This is a genomic window from Humisphaera borealis, assembly GCF_015169395.1.
Taxonomy (GTDB): domain Bacteria; phylum Planctomycetota; class Phycisphaerae; order Tepidisphaerales; family Tepidisphaeraceae; genus Humisphaera; species Humisphaera borealis.
In genome coordinates this window covers 6,984,245-7,011,221 of sequence record NZ_CP063458.1, presented here as the reverse complement: position 1 = coordinate 7,011,221, position 26,977 = coordinate 6,984,245, and the positions used below count along the sequence as shown (strand labels likewise).

Genomic DNA, 26,977 nt, shown 5'->3' with positions numbered 1-26,977 from the left:
CGAGAACAAAGCTCGGGGCCGAAAGTCACCTGGTCGCCGGGTCTTCGTTGGTCACGGCGGGTCCGGTCGAGGCACGCGACTTTCTTCGCCAAACGGTCGCCGCAAACGCCATTAGCCCCCCCGCCAACAGCAATAGCCAGGGTGCCAGGGGCAACAGCCGGCTTCCCTTCCGCAGCAACGCGACGATGGCTTCGTCTGAATCTCCCTTCCAACTTCGGCGGTAGCCACCGCCTGCGTTGGGCCGAACGCCCGGCGAACCCCGTCGTCACGCTGATAGATCCCCGGCCAGTACCGTCGCCCATCACCTCCGGATGCAGGTTCGAAAGGTATCCAGGCCGGCGTCAACTCATTCAGTGGGTGCGACACAAACTGATCGCGCCCGTCGGCCTCTCCCAGCCAGTCCAGCATCGCCGACCAGAAGACGACATACGCGACCTGCTGCCCCCAGCCTCGCGGATCGATCGCACACCAGGCCTGCCTGACCTGCCGAACGGCCGCGGGACTCTCCGTCGCGCGCACCGCAACCAGGGGACCGAAAGCATCGGCCAGCACGACATCCCAACGCCCCGCAGGCAGAGCGCGGTCGACGGTGGCAGGAAGATCGATCGACGCCAGGTCGGCCCCGCCAAGAACGGGGTGATCGACCACGCGCGTCGCCCGGGTCGTGCGCGAAAGGCCTGTAATGGCTGGCAGAATGACACCGGGTGACGTCCCGAGTTCGGCAGGTGTCGACGTCAGCCGTACGTGAACCGAGCGGTCTCCGGCGGGCCGGGCTCGCGAATAGAGTCCGATCAGTCGATCAAGTTCGCCGACACTGACCGAAGGCTCGATCACGGGCCCGTTTGCTTCGGCGATGAGATCGGCACGATCGTCACCGGGGAATGCATCGGCGTATCGAACCGCCTCCCCGCCGGCACCGGCCGGTCCGGTGTACACCAACTCCGCCGTGATGACGTCACCGACCGCCGGCAGGTCAACGAACAGATCCTGGCGCGCCCCGCGGGGCAGATCGACCGATCGCTCCGCCTGCTGGCCGCCGGACGAGATTCGCAGCGCCACCCGGCCCATCGTCGGCAACTCGGGCCCGTTGCCAAAACTCCGCTCGAGGGCAACCATCGCCTGGCCAGCCGGGGTCCGTCGAACGCTGAATTGCCGGATGCCGATGTTGTCGGCGACGGGTCGGGACGGAGACAGGACGGCCCATCGCGCGGTTGTCTCGGTCGTATCGGTCGCCGCAGTCGACACCGACACGATCGGCCGACGATCACTCAGCACAATCACGCGAGCCTGCGGGTCTGCCAGTAGACGGGACACCACGCGATCGACCGTCGCCGCCGTCGCGACTGCCGTCGGCGGTGCTGTGGCGAGCACCGACCGGAGCGAGGCGGCATCGGTCCGTAGTGCCACTGGCTCGCGGCCGGGGCGGTCGGACCTGCCTGGGATGACGATCAGATCGACGGGCACCGAGCCGGCACCGGCTTGCTCCAGCAACGCCGCCAATCGATCACCAGCTTCAACATACCGTGGCGGTGCCGTCGGTGCGCCAGGGCTGACGTCCGACCGCGAAGACATCTCCACGCAGGTATCGACGACGACATTGATCGCCGCAATGCCCGGCCGTCGCAGCGACGGCGACGCCGCCGCCAGGATGACCAGCAAAACTGCGAGCAACACGAGGATGACGCCTGCCGGCGGCGTGGAGAAACTCCGCCGGATGGATTCCTGCGGCGCGTTGATCGTCCATAGATCGAGGTAAGGGACATCCGTCCGCGGACGCCGGCTCATCAGCAGCACGACCGCCACGATCCCCCAGGGGATGAGGCCGAACAACCAGATGGGCGCGGCGAAGAGCAAGGTGGGCTCGACTATACCGCGAGCCGGCATCACGCGCTAAACAAGCGGCCGCGAATCAATCTTCATTCGTCAAACCCCAGCACCAGCACCTTCTGCTCCGAAGCATTCTTGAACCGCGCGGCGGTGCTCTCGATGCTTTGCAGCTGATCGGCCGCCGACGAACAGGCAAACCCGTACTTCTGTTTGACGCGGTTCGAGGCAATCGTCAGCGCCTCGCGGCTGCGGCCCACGAAATCGGCGACCGTGTACGACTGGCCGACCTCGAAGAAGTCCTTGATCACCAGCGACGGGGAATAGCATGAACTGACCGATTCATCCGGCCAGCGAACTCGAAACCGCATTTCCGGCATGGTTGGGTTCTCCTTTAAGGTCAGTCGGCGACGGTGTGACCGCCACGCCGCCGTAGGCCCTCATGTGTGCCGCGGCCGACGCCTGCCACGAATAATGCACGCTGACCTGCAATCCCGCGGACCGCAGATCGTGGCGCAACGACGGATCGAACACCCGCAGCATCGCCGCGGCGATCTGCCCGGGATCGTGCGGGTCGACCAGGATCGCCTTGCTGTCGTCGAGGTATTCGGTGAACGGCGGCATGCGCGACGTGATGACCGGCGTGCCGCTGGCCATCGCTTCAAGGACCGCCAGCCCAAACCCTTCGACCGTCGAAGGGAACACCAGCGCGTCGGCGATCCGATACGCCGACGCCATCTGGTCGTCCGACATGGCGCCCGTGATGACCACCGAGTTTGCCGCGTCGGGTCCGGCAGCGGCGACGACGGCGTCGAACTCGCGCCGATAGTCGGAGTGGTCAAGCAGGCTCGCCCCGCCCGCGATCACCAGCACCGCGCGGGAGAGTGACTGACGAACTTCCAGAAACGCCCGCAGGATGTTGACCGTGTTCTTCCGCCGTTCGATTCCGCCGACGGCAAGAAAGAACGGCCCGGCACGGCCCCCTTCCATCAGCTTATCGCGCAACGGCCCGTCCGAGTCGGTCGGCGTCGGGTCGAACCGGCTCAGGTTCACGCCGTTGGGAACGGTCGTCGCATCAACTCCGTAGCGTGAAAAGAGCGCCCCCCGCCAATGGGAGCTGACACAGAGACATTGCCTGGCCGCCTGAACCGATCTCGATTGAGTGGCGTCGAGGTAGGGATCTTCGAACTGGTCCAGATGATGAACGGTTCGCACGAAACCTTCGATAAGACCCGCTTCCGTGAGGTCCGCCAGTGCGCCACCACTGATGCCGTCGTGGGCGTGGAAGATGTCGAAACTGGCGTTCCCGTTGGCGACGTAGTCGACGTACTCCTGGATGCGCTGCCGGACAACGACCGGCAAGGCGGCCTTCACCGCCCGCGCCGGCACCAGCACGTGCCGCGCGAGGACAGGCGGCCGGAAGAATCGGCGGCCGGCTTCGGCCGGGGCGTGAACAGTGACATCATGACCGAGTTGTGCAAGCGCTTCGCCCAGCTCAAGGCAATGCACCACGCCGCCACGAGGATTGGTGGAGTGGGTGAAGAGGCCGATACGGAGTGGACGACTCATGGAACAAATCACTTGCTGAAGCTGCGAATCGAAGACGGCTTCATTTCCGGGTGGCATGGGCAAGCGTACTCGCTTGCCCGTGGCGATCGCCGTCCGACGTTCGACACGGGCAACGGGGTACCGTTGCCCATGCGATCCGAGTCTTTTGCCTAAGCGGCAGGCCCGAATCCAATAAACGGCTTACGCCGGAGGTCCCAGAACAACTCGCTGGGCCCCGCGCCGTCGGCGAGCCGAACCGTTCGGCTATCGTCAAACGTTCCCACGGCCGCCGCGGCGATGCCGCGACCCGAGAATCGATCGACCACGGCGGCAACACTGGCCTGCGGCACGGCGAGGACAAACCCAAAGCTCGGAAACGCCGACAGCCACTTTTCACGCAGGGCACCCTCAGCCATCGGTATACGCGACACGTCAATCGTCACCCCGACGCCAGAACACTCGGCAAGCATCGTCGTCGTGCCGACAACGCCGCCCATGCTGATGTCCTTCGCGGCAACGGCCAGCCCGGCCTCGGCGATCATGGGCAATAGTTCCAGGTCGCCGCGCAGGCGATCGCCGGGGACTGTCGTGCTGGCGTTCCAGTACGGGTACGGCCCGTACCATTCGCCGCGCAGGTCGATCGCTACGACCAACGCATCGCCGGGGCGGGCGTCGAAGCTGGTGAGCAGTTTCCTGGCCCGACCTACGATCGCGACGGCTAAGTGGTCCCCTGCCGACCGATGATTCGTGTGCCCGCCGACGATGGGCACACCGTACTTCGTAGCGGCGGTGTGCATGCCATCCCAGATCGGCCCGGCCTTTTCGGCCGATGCCGCCCAGATCGCGTCGACGACCGCCGTCGGCCGGCCGCCCATCGCGCAGATGTCGCTGACGTTGACCATCACCGAGCAATACCCGGCGAACCAGGGTTCGGCGGCGACGAACTCATCGAGCAGGCCTTCGATCGCAAACAACAAGTACCCGTCGCCGTCAGGGATGGCGGCGCAATCGTCGCCGACAGGAACGGCAGATGTACCAATCGCGGGCGCGACCTTCTGAATGTCGAGCTTGTGTCCAACGCCGCGCAGACCTTGCAAATAGGCGTTGAGTTGCGGGAGGTTCACGACACCTCCAGGAAGGGACAGATCGTCGAGTGTCCGATTGAGGCGGGAGAGATCGCGCGAGTTGTGGCGCTGAGGTTCGTTACGACGACGCCGGAATGACCTTCGCGACGTCGCTCCGCGGGATAGTGTGCCAAGTCCGCCTGCATCAGATGGTGCGGCTTGCCGCAGACTTCGACCTCGCTCAGCGTGCTCCAGTGCAGTCGCCGGAACAGCGGTACGTTCTGCAACTGCACCGTCGCCAGGAACGTGCGGCAGCCGTAGCCATGGGCGGTGCAAACGGCGCAACGGATGAGCCCCGCCGCCAGGCTGCGCACGCCGCGCCATTCGGCCGCGACGGCGAGTCGCGATCCCCACCAGACGCCCGGCGATTGTTCATAGATTCGCACCGCGCCGACGACATCGTCGTCCATCACCGCGTTGTACGAGACGGCGACGATCGGCTGTGCGTGGCTGTCGTTCTCGTCGAGATCGGTGTTGGTGAAAAGTCGCTGCTCGCGGCAAAAGACGTCCTGCCGCAACTGCCAGTACCGACGCAGTTCCCAATCGTCGGTCGCCAGCTTCACCCGGTAAACGCCCGACGGCACGGCCCAGGCCGAAGCCGCCGTGCCGGTGTGGAACGACATCGCCTGTGCGGCGACGGCGTCGGGAGGATCGAGCAGGCAACTGGTCATCAGCATGTCGACACGCTCCCCGCCGCCTTCGTCATCGCGGCCGCGACCGGCGTTACGGATTGGGTCGATGGGGCCGTCGCACAACCGGCATGTTCCTGCTCGTATGCCGACAGCGACGAACACGCCCCGCACTTGCCGCAGCCGGCCTTGATGTCGGCGGAGGTCATGCCTGCTCGGTGCAGCATGCCGCCCAGTTCGCGAAGCAGCGGCCGCATGAAGTCAGCCCGCGGCGCGGGGTGGGCTTCGAGCGCCGTCCCCGAAATCGGCACGAACGGCACGACGAACGGATACACGCCGACGGCGATCAGTCGCTCGCACATGCGGATGATGGCTTCAGGCGTGTCGCCGAGGCCGGCAAGGATGTACGTGCTCACTTGCCCGCGACCGAAGACATCGACGGCGACCTCGAACGCGTCGAAATACTGATCGAGCGAGACGCTTGCCTTGCCCGGCATAATGCGCGCCCGCACCGCCGGTTCGACCGCCTCCAGGTGCATGCCGAGGGTATCGATGCCCGCTTCGCGCATCCGGCGGAACCAGGCGTTGTCGTCGGGTGGTTCGCACTGGCCCTGGATCGGCAGGTCGACCGCGCCCTTGATCTCGAACGCGCTCTCGCACAATACCCGCGCGCCGCGATCGGTCAGGTTCGGCGTGCCGGTCGTCATCACCATGTGCTTGACCCCGTCCAGCAGAACCGCCGCCCGGGCCACCTCGGCCAGTTGCTGCGGCGTCTTGCGGGCGACCGTCTTGCCGGCTTTGAGCGACTGCCCGATCGCGCAGAACTGACAGGTGGTCGCCTGGTTCTGATACCGGATGCAGTTCTGCAGGACGGTCGTCGCCAGCACATCGCTGGAGTGCAGCACGGCGATTTTCCAATAGGGAATGCCGTCGAAGGTTTGCAGGCCGTAGAAGCGAGGTTGCCTGGGAAAGCCGATCGAACCGACAACGACGCCATCGCGCTCGAGCGTTGAAAGACCGTCCTCGCCGGGCTTACGGGCGACGTACGGAGACTGGTGTGCTGCGTGCGTGTGGATCGGCACCATGACGGTGCGACCCTGTACGGTCACCGCCTTATGGTCCGACGGCCCCGCGCCACCTTTGCGTCCGGCAGCACCGGCGGAGGGGTCATCGAGGCGCAATCCAAGCCATTGCAGTTCGGTGATGAGATCCTGCGAAGAGATCGAGGATGACGATGTCGGACCGACGACGTTGAGTTGCATAGCGAATCACTCCGGCAGCACCAAGTCCCTTCCTCAGGTCTTAGTCCCCTCCTCCGGTACTCCGGGGGAGGGCTAGGGAGGGGGTTGCTTCGAGTTACGTTCGGACGGCTGTCTTCGACGAACCTCAATAGCGCGAAAGCCTGCTTCAGGCGGATGAACGTACATCTACACGACCCCCACCCTAACCCTCCCCCGGAGTACCGGAGGAGGGGATCAGACTCACGACCCGATCAACGCCTCGATCATGTGTGCACCGTCGTACGGAACGGCAACTTCATCGTCGGCGTCCTCACTTCGGCACAGTTCGATACGGTCGGCGACGTACGCCGCATCTCGTGCCACACCGGAAAACCGCCCGGAACCCCACGTGTACAGCCAGGGCAATCCGAGGAAGTACAAGCCTTCGCACGTCGTCACGCCGCGCTGGTGTCCGGGGTAGCCGCGGCCATCGAAGACGGGAATCTCAATCCAACTGAAGTCCGCCCGATAGCCGATCGACCAGATGACCGAGCGGATGTTCGACGCCTTCAGGTCCAGCGTCGTCACCGCAGGCTCGGGCGGGTGCCATAGTGGCGTGTACCGCGGTTCGGTCGGGGCGGATATGCCACGTTCGCCGATGAACTTGTCGATGCTGGTCTTGATGCTCTCTGACGTCTCATCCGCCTTGTCGAGGTTCTGTTTGAGGTCTTGGCCAAAGTGCATCACGCCGTCTTCGATCGCGAGAAGCCGGCCATAGAGATTCATGCCTTCGCTGGCGCGTAGCCGCAGGTCGATGTCGCGGCCGCCGTCGCGGCCGGTGACGTAATGGTTGGCGCGGCCGCGGACCTGCTCCTTCAGCGGGTGCTTGTGGACGGGCAGGTCGTAGAACCCCATCAGGTCGAGCCACTCGACGACGTCCTTACCGCGATATCGCCTTGCGACACGCGGGGCACCGCCGACGCAAAGGTGGACCTTACGGCCGGCTATATGGAGGTCCTCGGCGATCTGGCAGCCGGACTGGCCGCTGCCGATGACCAGCACGTCGCCGTCGGGCATCGACTGCGGGTTCTTGTATTCGCGCGAGTGAATCTGCGCGAGGTCTTTCGGCAGCCGCTCGGCCATCCGCGGAACGACGGGCAGGTGATATCCCCCTACCGCGACAACGACCTGGTCGGCGGTGAATACGCCGGCGGAGGTCTCGAGTTCGAACATGGTCGCGGCATCACTCGTCACCCGGCGGAGGCGCGTCACGCTGACGCCTTCCCGTACCGGTGCCCCGAATGACGCGGCGAATTGCTCGATGTACTCGACAATCGCGTGCTTCCCCATGAAGCCTTCGGGGTCTTTGCCCGTGTAGGGAAAGTCCGGCAGCTTGCATTGCCAGTTCGGCGTCACGAGGCAGAACGAATCCCACCGGTATTCACGCCAGGCGTGGCCGATCCGGTGCTTCTCAAAGACGAGGTGGTCGATGCCGCGCTGCGTCAGTTGATGGCTGATCGAAAGCCCCGCCTGGCCGCCGCCAATCACGATCACCGGGTAATGCGTTTGTGTCATGATTCACCAGATACGAAGGCCAATCAGCGACACGGGCTTACAGCCCGTGCGTGGTGCACTGGAGCACCGGTTGTCGTTCATCGCGATCCGCCAGAAAGACGTTTCAAGCACGCGCTGTTGGCGATTTCAGAAGTCCAGCGCAACCAGCACGGGCTGGAAGCCCGTGTCACAGATGCGCCATCCGATGTCACGCGCTCGCCGCCTGCGCGAGTTCCTGCCACGGGTTGGGGATCTCCGTCGGCTCTACGGCTTCCGTCATCGCAGGGATGGGCGACGGGCCGTCGATGACCATCGGCATTGCCGGCTTGACGTTGGCGACCAGGCTCAGCAACTCGGGCCGGGCGTAATGGCCGACGCTGTCCATCATGCGTTTGCGTTTGGTGATCAGGCTGAAGTCCAGATCGGCGATCGCGATGCCTTCGCCTTCGGTCAGCTTGGGGCACAGGTGCGATCCTTCCGGTGAGATAATCGCCGTGCAGCACCCGCCCCGCAGGGCCTTCTGCAGTTTGGCGTCCGGCGTGATCGACACAATCTGTTCGTCCGTCAGCCAGCCGGTCGCGTTGATGACGAAGCATCCCGACTCCAGGGCATGGTGCCGGATCGTCACTTCCATCTGGTCGGCGAAGATCTGGCCGACCATCGATCCGGGAAACTGGCTGACATGAATCTCTTCGTGCTGCGCCATGAGGGCGTAGCGGGCCAGCGGGTTGTAGTGCTCCCAGCAGGCCAATGCCCCGACCCGGCCGACCGCCGTCTGCACGACCTTCAGCCCTGAGCCATCACCCTGGCCCCAAACCATCCGCTCGTGATAGGTCGGCGTGATCTTCCGCCGTCGAAGGGCGATCGTTCCGTCGGCATCGAATACGAGCTGCGCGTTGTAGAGCGAGCCGTGGTCTCGCTCGTTGACGCCGAGTACGACGACGATCTCATGCTCCCGCGCCGCCGACGCGACGGCGTCCACCGCGGGGCTGGGGATCGTCACTGCCTCTTCGTAAAGCTTCATGTGCTCGCCGCCCATCAGCACCGGCGGCAGCACGAACGAAAAGTACGGGTAGTAGGGAACAAACGTCTCGGGAAAAACGACGATCTCCGCCCCCTCGTCCGCGGCGTCGCTGATCGCCGACAGCACCTTCTCCATCGTCCCTTCACGGCTGTGCAGGACCGGAGCGATCTGAACGGCGGCGGCTCGAATCGTCTTCGACGGCATGGGTAAGTCCTTCACATCTCAAGACCGGAAGGGGAACCGCAGAACCGAGGGGGAACCACAGATGCACACAGATATGCACAGATCAGAAGAGGCGAAACGAGTCGTCGCCATTGCCGAACGGCGTGCGAGCAAGCGTCCTTTCATGTCCGACTTCTTTCTCATCTGTGTTCATCTGTGTGCATCTGTGGTCGATCTCTTCTTCCGGGTTACGAAGAGCGACTACACCGTCCACGTATCGAGGATGAACGCGTTGTCGCGGCGGTGCAGGAGGATGAGGTCGAGCACGTCCAGCGGGCTGATCGGGCGGATGCCGGGGATCAGCGCGCCTTCGCCGTGGCCGTAGAGGGCCTGCAGCGCGAACCGGCAGGCGTAGACCTTGCCGCCTTCTTCCATGAACTTCACGATCTGCTTGTTCATGTTCTGGTGGCCGGGGAAGGCTTCGTCGCCGAGCGTGGGGAACCCGCGCTGCACGCCGAGCGTCACGCCGGGGCCGTACAGTAGGACCGAAGTCTCGAAACCCTTACGCTTCAGGCGGGTGGCCTGCAGAAGGTTCACCAGCCCGATCGAGCCTTCGAACGCGACGGTGTGGAAGGTAACGAGCGCCTTCTCACCCTTCTCGGCCTTGACGTCTTCGAACACCTTCTCTTCGTAATCGACCAGGAAATCGCCCTTTTTGTTGGCTGGTTTTTCGACGACAGGCATGGAGTCTCTCCGAGTACGCGGTATGGCAGAGACGAAAAGCCTTCACCTTGAAGGCAGAATCGCCGTTCGGAAGCCCGCGGAGTAGCGCTTGAGAACAAAGGAGCGAAGGCAATCCTGATGCCAGCACTGAAATTGGGAGTTCAGCACGTTGGTGATTTGGCCACAATTCCCAGTGGAGTATTGGGCAACGGCGGCGAAGAACATTTTCGACCGTTCGAACCGGGTGCGGCGGGCGTGCCGCGCGGCGCGTCGAACGCCTGTTTTTCGCCGCTTAATGCGGCAGCGCGATTCGCGCCCCTTACTTACCAGTTGGTAAGCAATCGCCACGAAAATCGCGTGAAACCGCATGGAAACTGGATTTCTCTTTGCCGTTGCGCTTACCAATCGATAAGTTCACGCCCTATGGAACTGCGTAGCCCCAGGCAGACCGAAATCCTTGATGTCGCCCAGCGCCTGGTACAGATGCGCGGCTACAACGGGTTCAGTTTCGGAGACCTCGCCGAGGCAATCGGCGTGAAATCGGCTGCGATCCACTACCACTTTCCCACCAAGACCGACCTCGTCCGCAGCCTGATGTCACGCTACCGCGAACGCCTGCACCTGTCGCTGGCGAAGATCGACGAACAGGCCCTGTCACCACGGCACGCGCTGGAGCGATTCATCCAACTGTTCCAAGCGACCCTTCGGCCGAACAACTGCATGTGCCTGTGCGGCATGCTGGCGACCGAACTCACCGTTTTGCCAAGCCCGCTCCAGGAAGACGTTCGGGCGTTCTTCAACGATAATGAGGCGTGGCTAGCCCGGGTGCTCGGGGAAGGCCGCAAAGCCAAGGTGCTGGAGTTCGAAGGCTCGTCCGCCGCCGCCGCCCGGTGCGTCTACTCGGCGTTGCACGGCGCGATGCTGTCGGCCCACGCCTTCGACGACCCCAGCCGGCTGACCACGACCGGCCGATGGCTGCTCGACGCCCTGCTTCCGCCGGAGATGGACGCGCTGCTGGTGCAGGTACAGGCGCGGGGCAGGTCGGAAGATTGAAGATCGAGGACTGTGAGGATCGACGCTTGAGGATTGAGGATTGACGAACACCTGATTCTGCTATGTTCGATCCTCGATCGTCCATCCTCTATCCTCGTACGCCCCCCGCCCCTACAATCACTCGTTCCCCATGCGTGTTCGGCTTTCCAAGACGTTCCGCTTCGAAGCGGCCCACTCTCTCCCGACATTCCCCGACGGCCATAAGTGCCGCCGGCTGCACGGGCACTCTTTTCGTTTCGACGTGTTCGTCGAAGGCGATGTCGACCCTGCCAGGGGCTTCTTGATCGACTACGGCGACATCAAGCGGGCGGTAGACCCGATTGTTAAACGGCTGGACCACTACTACCTGAATGAGATCGAAGGCCTCGCCAACCCCACGGCCGAGGTGATTTCCCGCTGGCTGTGGGACCACATTAAGCCGGGACTGCCACTGCTCGCGTCGATCGTAGTGCACGAGACCTGTTCGTCGAGCTGCGAGTATCGTGGGTAAAACACGGAACGTACGCTTCGTTTAGCCGGCCGGCTTGCCCGCCGCATTCGGCCCATTCCTCAGGGCGACAGCCGGTCCTTGATCCAAGTCCCGTCCTTCTGCTTCCGATACCGAATCCGGTCATGAAGCCGGCTCGGTCGGCCCTGCCAGAACTCAACGGCGTTGGGGACGACACGATACCCGCCCCAGAACTCGGGCAGCGGCACAGGACCGCCAGCGAATTGCTCCGTCAGCTCCCGCTCTTTGTTTTCGATCTCCTGACGCGATTGGATGACGGTGCTTTGTGCCGACGCCCAAGCCCCCACCTGGGCCGATACCGGCCGCGTGCGAAAGTAAGATTCGCTCTCGGCCCGGCCGACGGTCTCGACCGCGCCTTCCACCCGTACCTGCCGTTCCAACGGCTGCCAGAAGAAGCACAACGCCGCGTGTGGATTGGCTTCGATGTCGTGCGCCTTACGGCTGTCGTAGTTCGTGAAGAAAGCAAACCCGCGCGCGTCGATCCCCTTCAGCAGCACGATCCGCGCCGACACCACGCCAGAACTGTCGGCCGTCGCCAGCGTCATCGCGTTGGCTTCCGGCACGCCGGCGGCATTGGCGTCGGCGAACCACCGCTCGAACTGGGTGATGGGGTCGGCGGCGGCGTCAGTCTCAGAAAACTGGCCGCGGCCATAGTCGACGCGAAGATCCTGGGGGATGAGGGGCATGGTTGCTACTAGGCGCTAAAGGAGTTGAACAGGGATTTCGGATGCTCAAGCGTCGGGCAAGTGCTTCAGATCGATCAAGTCTTTGTCGCGCCCGCTGTGCGACTTATTGACCCGCAAGTCCGCCAAGCTGATCACAGGCACAAGGACATCTTCAAACAGAGTCATCACTCGACGCGCGTAGCATTCTTCAAAGTCCACCCCGCTCGGGCTCGTGAGCAAATCGATTCGGATCGGAGCGCGGCCGAACATATGGAGGCTTCCCGGTGCCATGAACTGTTCGGGGCGAACCTCATCTGGGTCGAACCCGAACTCTATCAGTGTCTTGGAAACGCCCTCGGCACTGGCGCGATCCATGCCGATCCAGAAATCGATGTCAGCCGTGTACCGCTCGTACCCGTAATGGCCGACCGCATAACCCCCGACCAGCAGGTACCTAACTCCCGCCGAGTTGAGCAACCTGATAAAGTCTTTGAAATTGGGGTCGAGGTTTAGATCCATCGGCATATCCGTGCCGCACCGCACGAATGTACTCTAACGCTGCCAGCCGTTGCTGCGGCGTCTTCTGAAACGACTGTTCACGGTCGTGCTTATCCCCATCGACCATGGTTCCCGACCACTTCACGGGAACCAATCGTCGGCGTTCCGTGTGCATCAGGCCTCCTCTGAATCGATCGGGCACCCCGACCTCGTCGTCGCGGATAGCGTCTCAAAGTGAGTAAGCATCCGTCATCACCCAATCCCAAGGACGGCCAGTGCCATCTTGTAGTGCGAGTCGGTCGCAAGTTCTTCCCATTTCATCTCTTGGGATTATAGCAGCCCGGGCGTTGGAAACGCGAAGTGTTTACCGCCATGCGTGGTCCATTTTGCCTCTTGCGCAAATTTGAAAACGGCCGAGGCGATCGCTCGCCACGGCCGTCTCATTGTTCATGTTCGAACCGCAAAAGACTTCGCTCAGGCCGCCTTCACCTTGCTGTAGTAGCCCGGCAGCGGTTTGCCCTGCTTTTCCCAGTGCTTGATGATCGCCTCGGCCTTACCGGCCGAGTTCAGCACGTGCAGCTTGCGCTGCACCATCTTGGTGATCGCCTCGCGGGCAGGTCCGAGATAGTTGCGGGGGTCGAACTCGGCGGCCTTGGTGGCAAACACTTCGCGGATCTTCGCGGTCATCGCCAGGCGCAGATCGGTGTCGATGTTCACCTTGCACACGCCGTACTTCTGGACCGCCATCGCGATCTGGTCTTCGGGCACGCCCTTGGCGTTGGGCATTGCGCCGCCGTACTTGTTGACCAGGTCGATGAATTCCTGCGGGACGCTCGACGAACCGTGCATGACCAGCGGAAGGCCGGGGCAGGTCTTCATGATCTGCTCGATGCGGTCGAACGCGAGCTTCGCTTCGTGCTTGAACTTGAACGCCCCGTGGCTGGTGCCGATCGCGACGGCCAGGCTGTCGCACTTGGTGGCGTCCCAGAACTTCTTCGCATCGTTCGGGTCGGTCAGGAACTTCTCGACGTTCTTTTCGTACTCGTGGGCGTCCATGCCGACCACGTCTTCTTCGATACCGCCGAGCATGCCCAGCTCGGCTTCCACAACCACACCGGCCGCATGAGCGTGCTTCACGGCTTCGGCGGTCAGCTTGATGTTCTTGTCGAAGTCGTAGTGGCTGCCGTCGATCATGACGCTGGTGTAGCCGTCGTTGATGCAGGTGTCGATCAGCTCGACGGTGTCGCCGTGATCGCAGTGGACGGCGATCGGCAGGCCGGGGTTCTCGGCAACGCCGGCGTCGATGATCGCCTTCAAGTAACGGATATTGGCGTACTTACGCGCGCCCTTGGAGATCTGCAGGATACACGGCGAGCTCTCCTTCACGCACGCGTCGATGATCGACTGCGCGAGCTCCATATTGTTGACGTTGAAGGCACCGACGGCAAAGCCTCCGTCATAGGCGAGATCGAACATGGGCTTGGTCGTCATCAACGGCATGGGAATCGTCCTTTCAGGGGTCTACTAAGCGGAATCGGCGCGGTAAGCCGGGTCTTGCTGAGCCGGAAAATGATAGAGGACGACCCCGCCGGATGCAACGCCAACTGACGGCTCGTGTAACGTTTCACCCTTTCGATTTCTGTCCGCGGCCGACAAAGATCGATGCAAGGGGTCCGGGCCGATCGCAGACGATCAACGTACAATCCTTCCACCCGCCCATGTCAACCGCACTTGATCTCACGCCCCACCGTCTGAAAATCGTACTGGTCGCGCCGCAGATCGCGCCCAATACGGGCAACATCGCCCGACTGTGTGTGGCTACGGGAACCGAACTGCATCTGGTACGCCCCCTCGGATTCGTCCTTTCCGAGAAGCAACTCCGCCGCAGCGCGATGGACTACTGGCCCCGCCTGAAGCTGACGCTGCACGACGACCTGACCGCCTTCTTGGCAGCAATCTGTAACGATCGAGTCTGGCTGATGACGAGCAAGGGGAAGTCCTCGATCTGGGAATGGCCCGTCAGCGACGGCGACTGGATCGTCCTGGGGAACGAGTCCAGCGGCCTTCCCGACAGCCTTCTCAGCCGGTATCCAGACCGGACGATTCGTATTCCCCAAGCTCCCGGCGAGCGATGCCTGAACCTGTCGACCGCCGCCGGCGTCGTGCTCTTCGAGGGCTTGCGTCAAATCCGGGTCGGCCAGCAGGTATCGCCGTAAGGGTAAGGGCCGCCGAAATTGGTCTTGGCTCTTTGAAACTCTCCTGCCACGCTCTACGCTATGTACGGGTCCTCTGTGGGCCCTTCAGCGATCGACCCCTTGTCTCGGAACTGCAAACAAGCAGCCGTCGGAGTCGTATGTCGCGGCACGCCATCTCATCATTTCTCTCCTCGCGATGGGCGCCATTGGCCGTACTGGTAACCGGCCTGTTGTCGACGGCAATTGTCGTCGCCCAATTGCAGAAAGCGGCCAACGAGAGAGACCGCCAGCGATTCAGAAACGTGATCGATCGGCTCGAAGACGCCATCAATCAGCGGATGGAAGGGTACTACGCCCTGCTGCGGGCGACGGCGGGTCTGGTCGGTGGGGACGGCGGGGAAACATCCGTTCACGAGTTCGACGGCTTCATCGAGCGGATGAAGCTCAAGGACTATTACAAGGGTGCAGTCGGGATAGGCTTCTCCCGCAGGGTAGCGCCTGGCGACCTGAAGAGCTTCGAAGATCACATCCGGCGGACACTGCATCCGTCGTTCAAAGTCGCGCCCGATGCGCCCCGGGGCGAAGCCCAGGCGATCGTCCTGCTGTCTCCACAAGACCAGCAGAATCGTCGCGCGATCGGGTTCGATATGGCATCCGACCCCGTCAGACGACAGGCGATGGATCGCGCCCGGGACAGTGGTACTGCCGCCGCGACGGGCCGGGTTACGCTGATCCAGAATGAGGCCGATGACCCGACACCCGGCTTTCTCGTCTACGTACCGGTGTTTGAAGGGCCGGCCGATCCGGTCGACATCGGCCAGCGTCGGGCGGCGCTCCTGGGGTTTGCCTACGCGCCGTTCCGCGCCGGCGAGTTGTTTTACAACATCGTTCCACCGGGCGCTAAGGCGGACGCGGCATTCAAGATTTACGACAGCAGTACGCCCAACGAGCAGGCCCTCCTGTATCACAATGAACCGGAGGGACACCACGAGGAAGCCGCCGCAATTGAGTCCTCCCACCGCATGTTGGTCGCCGGCCGAACCTGGCTGATCACCGCGCAGAGCACGCCGGCATTCAACGCCTCAAGGCCGGCGGGGCTCGCGGCACCGGCGGCGATAGCGGGGATCATCCTTTCGGTTCTGATGACACTGCTCACCCGCCTGCAGACCCGGGCGCGGCTTGCCGCGGAAGTCGATCGCCGCGCCGCCGACGACGCACGCGAAGAAGCCCGCACTGCCGCCGAGCGATTGGAACTCGTGCTCAAGGGGGCCCGTGTCGGCCTCTGGTACTCGACCCTTCCCTTCGAAACGCTTCAGTGGGACGACCGGGTGAAGGCCCATTTCTTCCTTCCGCCGGAAGAAAAGCAGATCACCGTCGAAGGGGCGTTCGAGCGGGTGCATCCGGATGACCGCGAGCGCATTCGCGCCGCGATGGGCTGGTCTATTCGCGACGGCGCGCCGTTCGACGTCGAGTACCGCACTGTCAGCCCCGACGGGACGCGAATGAACTGGATTCGCTCGATCGGCCAAACCTTCATCGACGCCGATGGCGAGGCAAGCCGCTTCGACGTGCTGACCATCGATGTCACGGCGCTTAAACAGGGGCAGGAGAGCCTGGCCGAAAGTGAGGCCAAGTTCCGCCAGTTGGCCAACTCCATCCCGCAGCTCGCGTGGATCGCCCGGCCGGACGGATGGATCTTCTGGTACAACCAGCGGTGGTACGACTACACCGGCACGACGCCGGCACTCATGGAGGGATGGGGCTGGAAGTCCGTTCAAGACCCCGAGTACCTCCCGCTCATCATGGAGACCTGGCAGCGGGCGATTGCGACTGGCGAGCCGGCGGAGTTGGAATTCCCGATTCGTGCCGCTTCCGGCACGTTCGGCTGGTTCCTTACCCGCGTCGTCCCGCTGCGGGATGCCGCCGGCAACGTGCTGTTCTGGTTCGGAACCAACACCGACCTCAGCGAACAACGTAAACTTTCCAACGAGCGAGAACGACTGCTCGAAAGCGAGCGCGCCGCCCGCGGCATGGCCGAACGCGCCAGCAGGATGAAAGACGAGTTCCTCGCGACGCTCTCGCACGAGCTTCGAACTCCACTCAATGCAATCCTCGGCTGGTCTCAAATCCTTCGACGGCAGCACGCCGGCAACGCGGATCTGGTGGACGGGCTGAGCGTGATCGAACGCAATGCCCGCGTGCAAACCCAGCTCGTTTCCGACCTTCTGGACATGAGCCGCGTCATTTCCGGCAAACTGCGTCTGGAAGTGCAGGTCATCGACCCGTCGACCGTCGTACATGCCGCCGTCGAATCGGTCCGCCCCGCCGCCGACGCGAAGGAAATCACGCTGGTTCCGGATTTCGACCCGCAGGCCGGACCGGTTTACGGGGACCCCTCGCGGCTTCAGCAGGTCATCTGGAATCTGCTGTCCAATGCGATCAAGTTCACTCCCAAGGGCGGCCAGGTTCAACTGTCCCTGGCGCGCGTGGACGATAAGGTCGTGTTCGGCGTGGCCGACAGCGGCGAGGGAATCGAGCCGGACTTCCTCCCGTTTCTGTTCGAACGGTTCCGACAGGCCGACGGCTCCATCACACGTCGGCACGGCGGCCTTGGCCTCGGACTCGCGATCGTCAAGAACCTGGTCGAGCTGCACGGCGGTAAGGTCTGGGCGACCAGCGCGGGACCGGGGCAGGGCGCTCATTTCTACGTCGAGCTGCCAATCCTGGTCGGTACACCAGTCTCCCTGGACAATTCCCCAGGCGAGCCCGATCACGCTGCCGCGAACGATTACGCCACCATGTACAACGGCGATTCGCTCAAGGGCGTTCGCGTGTTGCTGGTCGATGACGAACCGGATGCGCGGGACCTGATCAGCCGGGTTCTCGCCGAATCGGGGGCAACCGTTTTCGTCGCGTCCGGCGGCCCCGAGGCGATGAAGATTCTCGAGCGAGATCGTCCCGATGTCATTCTGAGTGACATCGGAATGCCCGGGCAGGACGGGTATGAGTTCATTCGCGCCGTGCGGCAGTTGTCCCCCGCCGACGGTGGTGCCATCCCGGCAGCGGCACTGACCGCGTTCGCCCGGACCGAGGATCGCCGCCGTGCTCTGATCGCCGGATACCAGAATCACATCGCCAAGCCTTTCGAGTCGGCCGAACTGATAACGGTTGTCGCCGCGCTGGCCGGACGCATGAACCAGCCGGCCGAGGTCTTGAACTAAGGCGCTATCCGCTTTTCGCCCGCCGGCATTACTGGTACACACGCCCAGACCGTGCCGAATTGGTCCCTCGACATCACCCGACAGAGCGACTGGGACATCTGGTCCTGGCTCTGCCTGCTCGCCGCCGCAGCACTTGTCACTCACGTCGTGGCGACCCGCGCATGGACAGCGCCCGGCGGCTGGATAAGACTCCTGCTCGCGGGAATCGGCGCGGCGGGAACCGCGGCGGTGCTGGGACTGCCGGGACTTGGCAACGCCAGCACAGGCTTCGCCTGGACATTTGTCCTTCTCACCTTGCTGTCGGTGGTCGCGTGTCTCCGTCTTCTCGACCGCATTTCCGGCAAGCGGGTCGCAACCCTGCTCGCCCTGCGAATCGCTGCTCTGGCGGCGTTGGTGCCGATGCTCTTCGAGCCTGTGCTTCGGTACGTTCACATCCCCCCGCCGCAGCGACCCCTCATTCTGCTGGTCGATACATCCGGCTCGATGTCATTCCCCGATGTCCCCAACGGACCGACCCGGCTGCAGAGCGTTTGGCAGCGTCTGGAACCGCAACTCGGGCGGCTCAGTCAGCACTTTGTACCGCAGGTCTACCGGTTCGCCTCCAACGCCAGTGCGCTGTCCGGTCCTCAGGAACTGGCAACGGTCCGTGCCGACGGTGGATCGACCGATATCGTTGCCGGTATCCGACAATCGCTTTCAAACGTCGTCCGTGACGACGCGACCCTGGTCGTCTTCAGCGACGGGATCGACAACACGACCCCCGACATCCCCGGAGCGATCGCCGGCATCAATCGGCGGGTCTACACAGTGACGGTCGGATCAGAAGCCGGCGATTCGGCGTCGCCCCCGAACGTTGCCGTCGCGGACGTGCAGGCGGATGACGACTTGGTCGTCGGACAGGAATCGAAACTGGTCGCCACCATTCGTTCGACCGCACTCCCCAATCGTGTGGTCGATGTGAACTTCGCCGAAGTGGACGACCTGGGCAAAACGATCGGACAGGTCCGACAGGTCAAGCTCGTTCTGCAGCCGACGGCGCGGGGGCAGCAGGTGACCCTACCCTATACGCCGACAAAAATCGGCGTGCAGCGGCTGGCGGTATGGGTTGAACCGACAGCAGGAGAGCGACTAACCATCGACAACCGCCAAACCCTGCAAACCCTGGCGGTCGATCCGGCAATCCGCGTGCTGTACGTGGAAGGTCGGCTTCGGCCGGAGTTCCGCGACCTGCGCCGGCTTCTGGAAACCGATCCCAACATCGAAGCGGCGACACTGTTACGGATCCAGGAGAATAAGTTCGTTGCCAGCGGCACCGTCAACCGCCAAAAGCTGCCTGCCCGGCTGCCGACGGCGACGGAATGGAAGGCATTCGATGTCATCCTGCTGGGCGATCTCGACGCAAGTTTTCTATCGACCTCTGACCAGGCGGCGATTCAGCAGTCGGTCAGCGATGGCAAGGCACTGCTGATGATCGGCGGCGAGAAGGCGTTTGGCCCCGGCGGCTACAGCGGTACGCCGATCGAGAATGCGCTGCCTGTCATCGTCGGCCCGCTTTCCAGCCCACAGGAATCGGCCCGGTTCGTCCCCCGCCTGACCGCCGACAGCGCGCTGCATCCGGCGATGGAGGGACTGACGCCGTTCTTCGGGATCGAAGCCAACCCCCCGACCATTCCGCTGCCGCCGCTGAACGGCAATGTCGTCGTCGCCGGCGAGACCGGCGGTGCTCAGGTGCTGCTCACTCACCCGGGAAAGGTCGGCCCTGATGGCAAGCCGATGATCGTGCTCGCGACCCAGCGCTACGGCAAAGGCCGGTCGGCGGCGCTGACCGTCCATTCCACCTATCTGTGGGCCCTGCCACTGCATGGCCTGGGACAGGAGAGCCCGCACAACCGGCTCTGGGGGCAACTGATCCGCTGGCTCGCCGGGACGGATGTGCGCAGCCGCCAGCGCGGGGCCGGCGTTGACGCGCTCGTGAACCGTGATGCCTATCCGTCTGACGACCCCATTCGCATTCGTGCCAGGGTCCGCGACAGCCACGGCGATGCGACACGCTTCGCGCAGGTGTCGCTGAAACTCAAGCGAGTGGACGCCAATTCGCCGGCGTCCTTCTCCGAGAAGTCGTACGCGTTGAACCCCATCGACAGCCGCAATGGCATGTACGAACTATCGATCCCGCCGGTCGGCAAAGGCGATTATGTCGCCAGCATCGCCGCGACGAAGGACGGCGCCGCACTCGGCCAGACCGAGATTCGGTTGAAGGTGATTCCCCCCGCAGATGAGATGCACAAGCTCGCCGCCAACCACCCATTGATGCGCCGCATCGCCGCGGAAACCAATGCAGGAAGCTACGCATTGGACCAGGTCCCCGAGTTGGTCGATGAACTGATCCGATCGGATACGACGACAAGGCCGGAACAGATGGCGATCCGTGTCGGCAATTTCGCTCACGTCGTGTCGGCCCTGGCGGGCAAGCCGGCCGATTGGCCCCGGACGTATGACCTGCCAATCCAAGCGCTGTTCGTGATAGCCCTTCTGACCGTCGAATGGATCCTTAGGCGGCGATGGCAGTTGGCATGACGGCGCTGAATCCCCGCGCCGAAGAGCGTCCCGACTCAGTTCATCCAGCCTGTAACTCGATCACCGCAATCTCCGGTCGTACCCGAAACCGCATGGGGATGATCGTCGTTCCGATCCCGCGGTTCACGTAAACCGGACACGACGGCGACTGCACCAGGCCGGCGGCGTACTTCTGCCCGTATCGCGAGGGTGTGATCGGCGTACCAATGCCCGGGAACGACACCTGGCCGCCATGCGTATGGCCACTCAACATCAGATCGATCCGCGGCGAGTGCTTGCGAACACAGGGTTCTTCGGCGGTGTCGGGGTTGTGAGACAGCAGCACGCGGGGCATGAAATCGGGAACGCCGCCCAATGCCTCGCCACAGTCGGGCGAACCCTCCCACAGATCCCCCAGGCCTGCGACGCATAGCACATGTTTCTGATCCGTCCGACCGACACCTGATTCCAGTGTCCGTTCGGAAGTGATGAACAGTCGGCTGTTGTCGAGTCGTCGAATGCTGGTTTTGTCCAGCTCGCGGATCATCAGTTCGCCGTTCTCCCACCAGTCATGATTGCCCAACGTGGCCACGACGCCGATGCGGCCTTTCAGCCCGGCCATGGCCTCGACGACCGGCGCGATATACCGGTCGGACTGGTGAACGTAATCGCCGGTCAGAACGATCAGATCCGGCTTGAGCGCGTTGGCCTGGTCTACCACCCGGCGAATGTAGGACAAGCTTGTCCAGGGGCCGTGGTGAAGATCGGTGAGTTGGACGATTCGAAGTCCCGCCAGCGTCTGCGGCAAGCCGCGGATGGGGATGGACTGGCGAGTGACTTCGACATTCCGCAGCTCGACCAAAAACGAGTAGGCCGCGGTACCGGCAATGCCCACCACCGCCGTCCGTCGGGCCGCCAGCAGCAATCCGCGACGCGAAACCAGGGCGTCGTCGCCCGGCGACGGGATGTCGCGTGTCTCGGCCGGCACCTGTTCGTGCGACAGGTCAGCGGCGGCGTCTGATCGTGGATGGACGTCGGGCTGATGGGGGTTTAGCGGGGTTCCGCCGCGACTTTTGCGGGGTCGGGGAGCCCACATCCATCGGAGGACGAATCCGACCAACGTGTAAAGTGGCACGCTGGTGAGCAGCATCACGAGCCAGGCACCCCAGCCGGTGCGGTGTCGGAACCGGGCCCCGGTCGACTCGGCGACGCAAAGACCCGGCAGCGCCAGGATCCGTGCCAGCCCGTTGAGCCAACCGGTCCACTCCCAGCCGTGCTCTTCATGAATCGGCGTGAGAATCAGGTCGCAGACGAACACGTAGGCGAGTACCCCGGCGGTGAACAAGAGTGGGAATCGCCAGCGTGAACGCATCGAAAGTCTTCCAGGGGACACCCCAAACCGACTCGCCTGCCCACAGGTGAGGTCGCTTTACCAGAGCAATATCAGCCCATCGGCGCGATTGCAACTTCTATCGACCCGTTCAGCCAGAAGAGTTGCCAGGGTGTCAAGCTGAGCGGCATATCGGGGATTCGCCAAGTGTGGATCCGGGCGGCATTGACGCCTTCGCGGCGCGCGCACACCATTTCGCCCATGACCGAAAGCACCGCACCCCGCCGTTCTTACCGCGCGCCCGATCCCGGCGAACACCTTTGGGGCGCCTCGCCGATCTACCGCCGAACGGTCGAGAACTTCAACAAGGCCGTCGAAGTGCTGAAGCTCGACGCCAACGTCGCCGCCCGGCTCCGCCGGCCCGAGCGGGTGCTCGTGGTGTCGGTGCCCGTTCGCATGGACGACGGGCACGTGGAGGTATTCACCGGCTATCGCGTGCAGCACAACGACTCGTGCGGGCCCTACAAGGGAGGCATTCGCTACTCCGTGGATGTCGACCTCGGCGAAGTCTGCTCGCTGGCGATGCAGATGACCTGGAAAACGGCGCTGGTCGGCCTTCCGCTCGGCGGTGCCAAGGGCGGCGTATCGGTGGACCCGCGCATGCTCAGCTATCGCGAGGTCCAGGACCTGACGCGCAGGTACACCTCTGAAATCTCGCCGATCATCGGCCCGGAAACCGACATCCCTGCCCCCGACATGGGCACCAGCGAACGCCACATGGCGTGGATCATGGACACCTACTCGGCCAGGCAGGGAAAGCTGAGCCAGGGCGTGGTCACCGGTAAGCCGGTGGACGTCGGCGGCAGCCTTCTGCGGCGTGAGGCGACCGGCAAAGGCGTCGTCTATTGCATCGACGAAGCCGCAAAACACCTTGGCATTGATGTTTCCAAGACAACCTTCGCCGTTCACGGCTTCGGAAACGTCGGTTCCGTCGCCGCACTCGAAATGGCCGCACGCGGCGCGAAGTGCGTGGCAGTGGCTGACGTCGGCGGTGCACTGATCGACCCGCGCGGCCTGGACGTAGCCGCGATCGTGAAGTACGCCGAAACGCACAACGGCACCCTCGACGGCTTTGCCGACGGCTCCCGCGTCGCCGATCCGCTTCAGGCGCTTTACGCGAAGTGCGACGTCCTCATTCCCGCGGCGACCGGGAACGTCATCACCGGGGAGAACGCTCATAAGATCGACTGTCGCATCCTCGCAGAAGGCGCCAACGCCCCGACGATGGTTGCCGCCGACACCGAACTTCAGAACCGCGGCGTGTTCATCATCCCGGACGTACTCTGTAACGCCGGCGGCGTGACCGTGAGTTACTTCGAATGGGTCCAGGGCGGCATGCACTTCTTCTGGAGCGCCGACGAGATCGACCAGCGGCTGCGGAGCATTCTCACTACGGCGTTCGCGCGGATGCTGGAGGAGATGAAGACCAGCGGCACCTCGACACGCGTCGCCGCGCTGTGCCTGGGGATCAAGCGTGTCGACCGCGTCATGCGGGCTCGAGGACTCTTCGCCTGAGTTCAGGCACGGGCAGTCAGCTTCTACACCGCGCCTGCGCACCTGTCCGGCTCGGCGTTCACGGCTTCAGGTCGTAGCAGAAGAGCAGGTCCTGGTCGCGGATGTACAGCTTGCCGTTGGCGACCACCGGATGCGTCCAGAGGCCGCCGCTGCGCTGTCGAAAGGTTGATTCCTTCGGAAGCTGAAACCGGCCCTTTTCATTTCGCGCCGCGGGCGTTGCTTCCACGAGCGCGACGGTGCCGCCCTTCTCGGCACAGCAGATGAGCAGACCATCGACGGCGGTGACGGAACCGCGGGCCAGGCTGTTACGGTCGTTCCACGCCACCTTGCCGGTTTGAAGTTCGACGCAGAACCAGCCACGCCCCTCGGAATGACCGTACAGCCGGCCGTCGATCAGCACGACACCTCCGTCGCGGTTCTGAATCGTGTTCTTCGAATAGACCGTTTCAACCGTAATGCCGGCGGCCCCCGGAACAAGCTTGATCAGGTCACACCCCTGCCCGAAGCCGACACTGGCAAAGACGTGATTGTCGGCGAAGATCGGCGACGCAATGACGACATCCGCGTAAGCGGGTTCGCGACGGTAGGACCAGAGCTTGCTGCCGTCCTTTGCTGATACGCCGACCATGCCCGCGTTGGTGACCTGGATGTACTGCCGCACGCCCCCCACTTCGGCGACGATCGGCGAGGAGTAACTCGCCTGGTCAGTGACCGACTTGCTTTGCCAGACGACCTCGCCGGTTTTCTTGTCGAGCGCCGCAAGCAGTCCCTTTTTGCCGCCGGGCACGCAGATCAGATGGTCGCCGTCGACGAGCGGCGACCAGGCGTATCCCCAGCCGAGCGGTGTCGGATCTTCGGCGCCGCCGCCGATCGGATCGACTTCCCCACCCATCGTCTTGGGAATGTTTTTGCGCCAGCGTTCCTTGCCTGTCGCGGCTTCGACACAAACCAGATCGCCGAAGCCACCCAGGGCGTAGATGGCGTCGCCGTCAGCGGTGGGCGAGGCGTTGGGACCATTGTTCCAGTCATTGCCGCGCCAGGTAAAGATCGGTCCGATCCGGGTCGCCCAGAGTTCCCTGGGGCTGCCGGCGGCTTTGAGATCCAGCGCGACGAGATATTCAGAGTCTCCGCGTCCACAGGAAACGTAGAGCCGGTCGCCGATAACCGCCGGCCCCGAATACCCGGTGCCGAGCTTGTCGAACGTCCACGCCAGGGGCGGGCCGCCCTTGGGCCACTGCCGCGCCAGCCCCTTCTCGGCCGAGACACCGTTGCGGTCCGGCCCTCGGAACTGCGGCCAGTCCGCTGCGCCGGCGTTCGTAAACAGAACCGCCACGATGGTCGCCATCATGCCGACGCGTGAGATGTTCATTTGTATCGTCTCCTTACAACAGAACAGTCCCGAACAGGATGAAGGTTGCATCGCAATGGCACCGTTTGGCGAGCAATATGCGGGAACGATTAACTCCGCTTTCACAATCGCGGGCCGGGTTTTGGCCGGCATCGCCGTTGCCTATAGCATCCAGCGCATGCCTCGCCGACCGATCGACATCTTACACGCTCTGGTGCTGGGACTATTGCTGCTGATCACGCTGGCGTTAGCCGCTCTCGGCCGGCTCGAACGCTGGCAGGCCAGCGCGGCCCACTACGTCCTCATGCTGGCAATCGTGTTCTGTGTTGCCCAGGCGGTCCGCCGAGGCTGGCGCGGCCGCTTCGCGGATGTCATCACGAGTTTCTACCCGCTGGTGATTGTTCCGCAGGTGTTCAACAGTCTTCAGCCGCTCATCACCGGCATCGGCCTGCCCAATCAGGACGGGACGCTGATCGCGATCGACCAGGCGATGCTTGGCGGACATCACGCCACCGTCTGGCTCGAACGATTCGTCACACCCTGGCTCAATGACGTGATGCACCTGTCGTATTGCACCTACTACATCTTCCCCCTCGTCGTCGGCGTCGCGATGTGGCGGCGATCGCCGGAGATAGCCCGGCGGTTTATCTTCACCGCCGCGTTGGCTTTCTACGTTTCCTACATCGGCTACTTCCTGGTTCCGGCACGCGGACCGCGAACGGCACAGGCGCAGCTCTACACGCTCAGCACCCGCACCACGCCGATCAGCACGGGCATCTACGATTTCCTCGACGGCGCCGAGAAAACCAAGGACGACGTCTTCCCCTCGGGCCACAACATGATTACGGCCGTGTGCCTGATCGCGGCCTGGCGGTTTAACCGCAGGATATTCTGGTGGCTGCTGCCGGTCGCTGTCATGCTCGCGATCTCGACCGTGTATTGCCGATTTCACTATGTCATCGACGTGATCGCCGGGATCATACTGGCGTTCCTGACGCTGCCGGCGGGATACCGCATGTACGACCGCGCGACCCGCGGTACGGGCTCTTCACCGGACGCGACATCGGGTGGGCAGGCTTAACCGGCCAGTGGCTTGTCGTAGAGCCGGTAGGTCTTGTAATTGACGCCCCCGAAGACTTCGATCGGCCGCAAGACCATTACGTTGTCTTCGAGCATCCAGGACACTTCGCACTCTTCAATGCCCATTTCAATGCCCTTCGCGACGCAATGAGCGAAGAACATCGCGTCGATTCCCCGCTGCCGGTGCGACTTGACCAGGCCGAGCGTAAGCACGCGCGCCATCTTCGGCGTTTTCCAGCCCATGAGCATCTGCAGCAGGCCCCAGATCCTGGGCGTCAGCAGTTTGCCCTTCATCGGGCCGATGGCCTGGTTGTAGTCGGGCAGGCAGAGCATGAATCCGACGGGGACGCCTTTGTCTTCGGCGATCAATGCGAAGTCTTCGACCAGCAGCGGTTTCAGCCGTGCCGCCATGAATGTCAGTTCGCCGTCGGTCATCGGGACGAACCCCCAGTTGTCTTCCCAGGCGGCATTGTAGACCGCCTTCACTTTCTCCAGGTCGGCCAGGAGGTGCTTCTTTCGAATGCTGATGATCTTGAGGTCAGGATTTCTGCGGGCCAGGCCGTCGGCGATCTTGCGCATGCGCTCGAGCGGTTTGGGATTGACGCCAAACTTATATGCCAGCAGGTCCTTCGCCTTGGAGAATCCTCCCCGCTCGACAAGGTCGACGTAGTACGGCGGATTATACGTCATCATGATCACCGGAGGACTGTCGAAGCCCTTGATCAACAAGCCGCACTCGTCATTGGTGGTGGGGTTCATCGGCCCCAGCAGCCGACGACAGGACTTTGCCTTCGCCCAGTCGCCGACCGCGGCAAAAAGCTTGTCGGCAACAGCCTGATCATTGATGCATTCGAAGAAGCCCCAGAACGCGGTGGCGTCTTCGTGCTTGGCGACGTGGTTGCGATCGAGAATGCCGGCGATTCGTCCGACATCGCGACCGCCTTGAGTGGCGACCCAGATCGACATCTCGGCATGCTCGAACAGCGGATTGGAATCGAAGAAGACCTTCTTCAAGTCCGCCATCAACGGCGCGACCCAGTTGGGGTCACCGTCGTAGACCGCATAGGGCATGCGAAGGAATCGAGACAGATCCCGGCCGGACCGGCGAAGTTCGGTAATCTGGATGGAGTCACTCAAGGC

Annotated in this window: 22 protein-coding genes; 7 read left to right on the top strand and 15 right to left on the bottom strand. The window is 63.3% G+C overall.

What is annotated here, in order from left to right:
* Nucleotides 1-111 precede the first annotated feature (111 nt).
* From IPV69_RS26430 to IPV69_RS26390, 9 genes are all read right to left on the bottom strand, one after another.
* Nucleotides 112-1,854 carry a hypothetical protein gene (locus IPV69_RS26430; RefSeq protein WP_206292733.1) on the bottom strand — a complete coding sequence of 581 codons (1,743 nt, stop codon included), beginning with the start codon at nt 1,852-1,854 and terminating at the stop codon, nt 112-114.
* Between the two features lie 62 nt (nt 1,855-1,916).
* Nucleotides 1,917-2,204, bottom strand: coding sequence for an MSMEG_0570 family nitrogen starvation response protein (locus IPV69_RS26425; protein WP_390884369.1), 288 nt, complete (start codon nt 2,202-2,204; stop codon nt 1,917-1,919).
* Nucleotides 2,167-3,393, bottom strand: a complete 1,227-nt coding sequence (locus IPV69_RS26420; RefSeq protein ID WP_206292731.1) for an MSMEG_0565 family glycosyltransferase — start codon at nt 3,391-3,393, stop codon at nt 2,167-2,169. Before IPV69_RS26420 ends, IPV69_RS26425 begins: the two co-directional genes overlap by 38 nt.
* Before the next feature lie 149 nt (nt 3,394-3,542).
* Complete coding sequence (locus tag IPV69_RS26415; RefSeq protein ID WP_206292730.1) at nt 3,543-4,496, bottom strand: sll0787 family AIR synthase-like protein; 954 nt, start codon at nt 4,494-4,496, stop codon at nt 3,543-3,545.
* Complete coding sequence (locus IPV69_RS26410) at nt 4,493-5,173, bottom strand: MSMEG_0567/Sll0786 family nitrogen starvation N-acetyltransferase (RefSeq protein WP_206292729.1); 681 nt, start codon at nt 5,171-5,173, stop codon at nt 4,493-4,495. Before IPV69_RS26410 ends, IPV69_RS26415 begins: the two co-directional genes overlap by 4 nt.
* Nucleotides 5,167-6,387 (bottom strand): MSMEG_0568 family radical SAM protein, encoded by a 1,221-nt coding sequence (locus IPV69_RS26405; protein ID WP_206292728.1) that lies wholly within the window; start codon nt 6,385-6,387, stop codon nt 5,167-5,169. The genes IPV69_RS26410 and IPV69_RS26405 overlap by 7 nt, the downstream gene beginning before the upstream one ends.
* Before the next feature lie 219 nt (nt 6,388-6,606).
* Nucleotides 6,607-7,920 carry an MSMEG_0569 family flavin-dependent oxidoreductase gene (locus tag IPV69_RS26400; RefSeq protein WP_206292727.1) on the bottom strand — a complete coding sequence of 438 codons (1,314 nt, stop codon included), beginning with the start codon at nt 7,918-7,920 and terminating at the stop codon, nt 6,607-6,609.
* Nucleotides 7,921-8,107: 187 nt separating this feature from the next.
* Nucleotides 8,108-9,127: a Nit6803 family nitrilase gene (locus tag IPV69_RS26395; RefSeq protein WP_206292726.1), complete on the bottom strand. Its 1,020-nt coding sequence runs from the start codon at nt 9,125-9,127 to the stop codon at nt 8,108-8,110.
* Nucleotides 9,128-9,346: 219 nt separating this feature from the next.
* Entirely contained in the window at nt 9,347-9,829 is a 483-nt protein-coding gene (locus IPV69_RS26390) for an MSMEG_0572/Sll0783 family nitrogen starvation response protein (RefSeq protein WP_206292725.1), read from the bottom strand.
* A 402-nt stretch (nt 9,830-10,231) separates the two neighbouring features.
* Between IPV69_RS26390 and IPV69_RS26385 the strand changes: the two genes are divergently transcribed.
* A complete protein-coding gene (locus IPV69_RS26385; RefSeq protein ID WP_206292724.1) occupies nt 10,232-10,861 on the top strand; it encodes a TetR/AcrR family transcriptional regulator in 630 nt (209 codons plus the stop codon).
* 130 nt (nt 10,862-10,991) lie between these two features.
* Nucleotides 10,992-11,351: a 6-carboxytetrahydropterin synthase QueD gene (gene queD / locus IPV69_RS26380; protein ID WP_206292723.1), complete on the top strand. Its 360-nt coding sequence runs from the start codon at nt 10,992-10,994 to the stop codon at nt 11,349-11,351.
* A gap of 59 nt (nt 11,352-11,410) precedes the next feature.
* On the opposite strand, the gene pdxH is transcribed toward queD, so the two are convergent.
* The 3 genes from pdxH to IPV69_RS26365 all read right to left on the bottom strand — a co-directional run bounded on the left by pdxH (nt 11,411) and on the right by IPV69_RS26365 (nt 14,032).
* Complete coding sequence (pdxH, locus tag IPV69_RS26375; RefSeq protein WP_206292722.1) at nt 11,411-12,055, bottom strand: pyridoxamine 5'-phosphate oxidase; 645 nt, start codon at nt 12,053-12,055, stop codon at nt 11,411-11,413.
* 45 nt (nt 12,056-12,100) lie between these two features.
* Nucleotides 12,101-12,553, bottom strand: coding sequence for a nucleotidyltransferase domain-containing protein (locus IPV69_RS26370; protein ID WP_206292721.1), 453 nt, complete (start codon nt 12,551-12,553; stop codon nt 12,101-12,103).
* A 453-nt stretch (nt 12,554-13,006) separates the two neighbouring features.
* A complete protein-coding gene (locus IPV69_RS26365; protein WP_206292720.1) occupies nt 13,007-14,032 on the bottom strand; it encodes a class II fructose-bisphosphate aldolase in 1,026 nt (341 codons plus the stop codon).
* 218 nt (nt 14,033-14,250) lie between these two features.
* On the opposite strand from IPV69_RS26365, the gene IPV69_RS26360 reads away from it, so the two are divergent.
* From IPV69_RS26360 to IPV69_RS26350, 3 genes are all read left to right on the top strand, one after another.
* A complete protein-coding gene (locus IPV69_RS26360) occupies nt 14,251-14,748 on the top strand; it encodes a tRNA (cytidine(34)-2'-O)-methyltransferase (protein WP_206292719.1) in 498 nt (165 codons plus the stop codon).
* Between the two features lie 185 nt (nt 14,749-14,933).
* Nucleotides 14,934-17,948, top strand: a complete 3,015-nt coding sequence (locus tag IPV69_RS26355; RefSeq protein WP_206292718.1) for a CHASE domain-containing protein — start codon at nt 14,934-14,936, stop codon at nt 17,946-17,948.
* A 51-nt stretch (nt 17,949-17,999) separates the two neighbouring features.
* Entirely contained in the window at nt 18,000-20,525 is a 2,526-nt protein-coding gene (locus IPV69_RS26350; protein WP_206292717.1) for a glutamine amidotransferase, read from the top strand.
* A gap of 40 nt (nt 20,526-20,565) precedes the next feature.
* Here IPV69_RS26350 and IPV69_RS26345 read toward each other — a convergent pair whose 3' ends face one another.
* Nucleotides 20,566-21,876, bottom strand: coding sequence for a metallophosphoesterase (locus tag IPV69_RS26345; protein WP_206292716.1), 1,311 nt, complete (start codon nt 21,874-21,876; stop codon nt 20,566-20,568).
* Between the two features lie 219 nt (nt 21,877-22,095).
* Here IPV69_RS26345 and IPV69_RS26340 point away from each other — a divergent pair, with 219 nt between their 5' ends.
* Nucleotides 22,096-23,409 carry a Glu/Leu/Phe/Val family dehydrogenase gene (locus IPV69_RS26340; RefSeq protein ID WP_206292715.1) on the top strand — a complete coding sequence of 438 codons (1,314 nt, stop codon included), beginning with the start codon at nt 22,096-22,098 and terminating at the stop codon, nt 23,407-23,409.
* 58 nt (nt 23,410-23,467) lie between these two features.
* Here the strand turns inward: IPV69_RS26340 and IPV69_RS26335 are convergent, their stop codons facing one another.
* Complete coding sequence (locus IPV69_RS26335) at nt 23,468-24,778, bottom strand: PQQ-binding-like beta-propeller repeat protein (protein WP_206292714.1); 1,311 nt, start codon at nt 24,776-24,778, stop codon at nt 23,468-23,470.
* Nucleotides 24,779-24,833: 55 nt separating this feature from the next.
* Here IPV69_RS26335 and IPV69_RS26330 point away from each other — a divergent pair, with 55 nt between their 5' ends.
* Nucleotides 24,834-25,838 carry a phosphatase PAP2 family protein gene (locus tag IPV69_RS26330; protein WP_206292713.1) on the top strand — a complete coding sequence of 335 codons (1,005 nt, stop codon included), beginning with the start codon at nt 24,834-24,836 and terminating at the stop codon, nt 25,836-25,838.
* Here IPV69_RS26330 and IPV69_RS26325 read toward each other — a convergent pair.
* Complete coding sequence (locus IPV69_RS26325; protein ID WP_206292712.1) at nt 25,835-26,974, bottom strand: hypothetical protein; 1,140 nt, start codon at nt 26,972-26,974, stop codon at nt 25,835-25,837. The genes IPV69_RS26330 and IPV69_RS26325 overlap by 4 nt on opposite strands.
* Between the last annotated feature and the right edge of the window lie 3 nt (nt 26,975-26,977).

Excerpts from the sequence above, each read along its gene's own strand:
- IPV69_RS26425 (WP_390884369.1), bottom strand. The coding sequence starts at position 2,204 with ATGCCGGAAATGCGGTTTCGAGTTCGCTGGCCGGATGAATCGGTCAGT.
- IPV69_RS26420 (WP_206292731.1), bottom strand. The coding sequence starts at position 3,393 with ATGAGTCGTCCACTCCGTATCGGCCTCTTCACCCACTCCACCAATCCT.
- IPV69_RS26410 (WP_206292729.1), bottom strand. The coding sequence starts at position 5,173 with ATGCTGATGACCAGTTGCCTGCTCGATCCTCCCGACGCCGTCGCCGCA.
- IPV69_RS26405 (WP_206292728.1), bottom strand. The coding sequence starts at position 6,387 with ATGCAACTCAACGTCGTCGGTCCGACATCGTCATCCTCGATCTCTTCG.
- IPV69_RS26400 (WP_206292727.1), bottom strand. The coding sequence starts at position 7,920 with ATGACACAAACGCATTACCCGGTGATCGTGATTGGCGGCGGCCAGGCG.
- IPV69_RS26395 (WP_206292726.1), bottom strand. The coding sequence starts at position 9,127 with ATGCCGTCGAAGACGATTCGAGCCGCCGCCGTTCAGATCGCTCCGGTC.
- IPV69_RS26390 (WP_206292725.1), bottom strand. The coding sequence starts at position 9,829 with ATGCCTGTCGTCGAAAAACCAGCCAACAAAAAGGGCGATTTCCTGGTC.
- IPV69_RS26385 (WP_206292724.1), top strand. The coding sequence starts at position 10,232 with ATGGAACTGCGTAGCCCCAGGCAGACCGAAATCCTTGATGTCGCCCAG.
- queD (WP_206292723.1), top strand. The coding sequence starts at position 10,992 with ATGCGTGTTCGGCTTTCCAAGACGTTCCGCTTCGAAGCGGCCCACTCT.
- pdxH (WP_206292722.1), bottom strand. The coding sequence starts at position 12,055 with ATGCCCCTCATCCCCCAGGATCTTCGCGTCGACTATGGCCGCGGCCAG.
- IPV69_RS26370 (WP_206292721.1), bottom strand. The coding sequence starts at position 12,553 with ATGGATCTAAACCTCGACCCCAATTTCAAAGACTTTATCAGGTTGCTC.
- IPV69_RS26365 (WP_206292720.1), bottom strand. The coding sequence starts at position 14,032 with ATGCCGTTGATGACGACCAAGCCCATGTTCGATCTCGCCTATGACGGA.
- IPV69_RS26360 (WP_206292719.1), top strand. The coding sequence starts at position 14,251 with ATGTCAACCGCACTTGATCTCACGCCCCACCGTCTGAAAATCGTACTG.
- IPV69_RS26345 (WP_206292716.1), bottom strand. The coding sequence starts at position 21,876 with ATGCGTTCACGCTGGCGATTCCCACTCTTGTTCACCGCCGGGGTACTC.
- IPV69_RS26340 (WP_206292715.1), top strand. The coding sequence starts at position 22,096 with ATGACCGAAAGCACCGCACCCCGCCGTTCTTACCGCGCGCCCGATCCC.
- IPV69_RS26335 (WP_206292714.1), bottom strand. The coding sequence starts at position 24,778 with ATGAACATCTCACGCGTCGGCATGATGGCGACCATCGTGGCGGTTCTG.
- IPV69_RS26330 (WP_206292713.1), top strand. The coding sequence starts at position 24,834 with ATGGCACCGTTTGGCGAGCAATATGCGGGAACGATTAACTCCGCTTTC.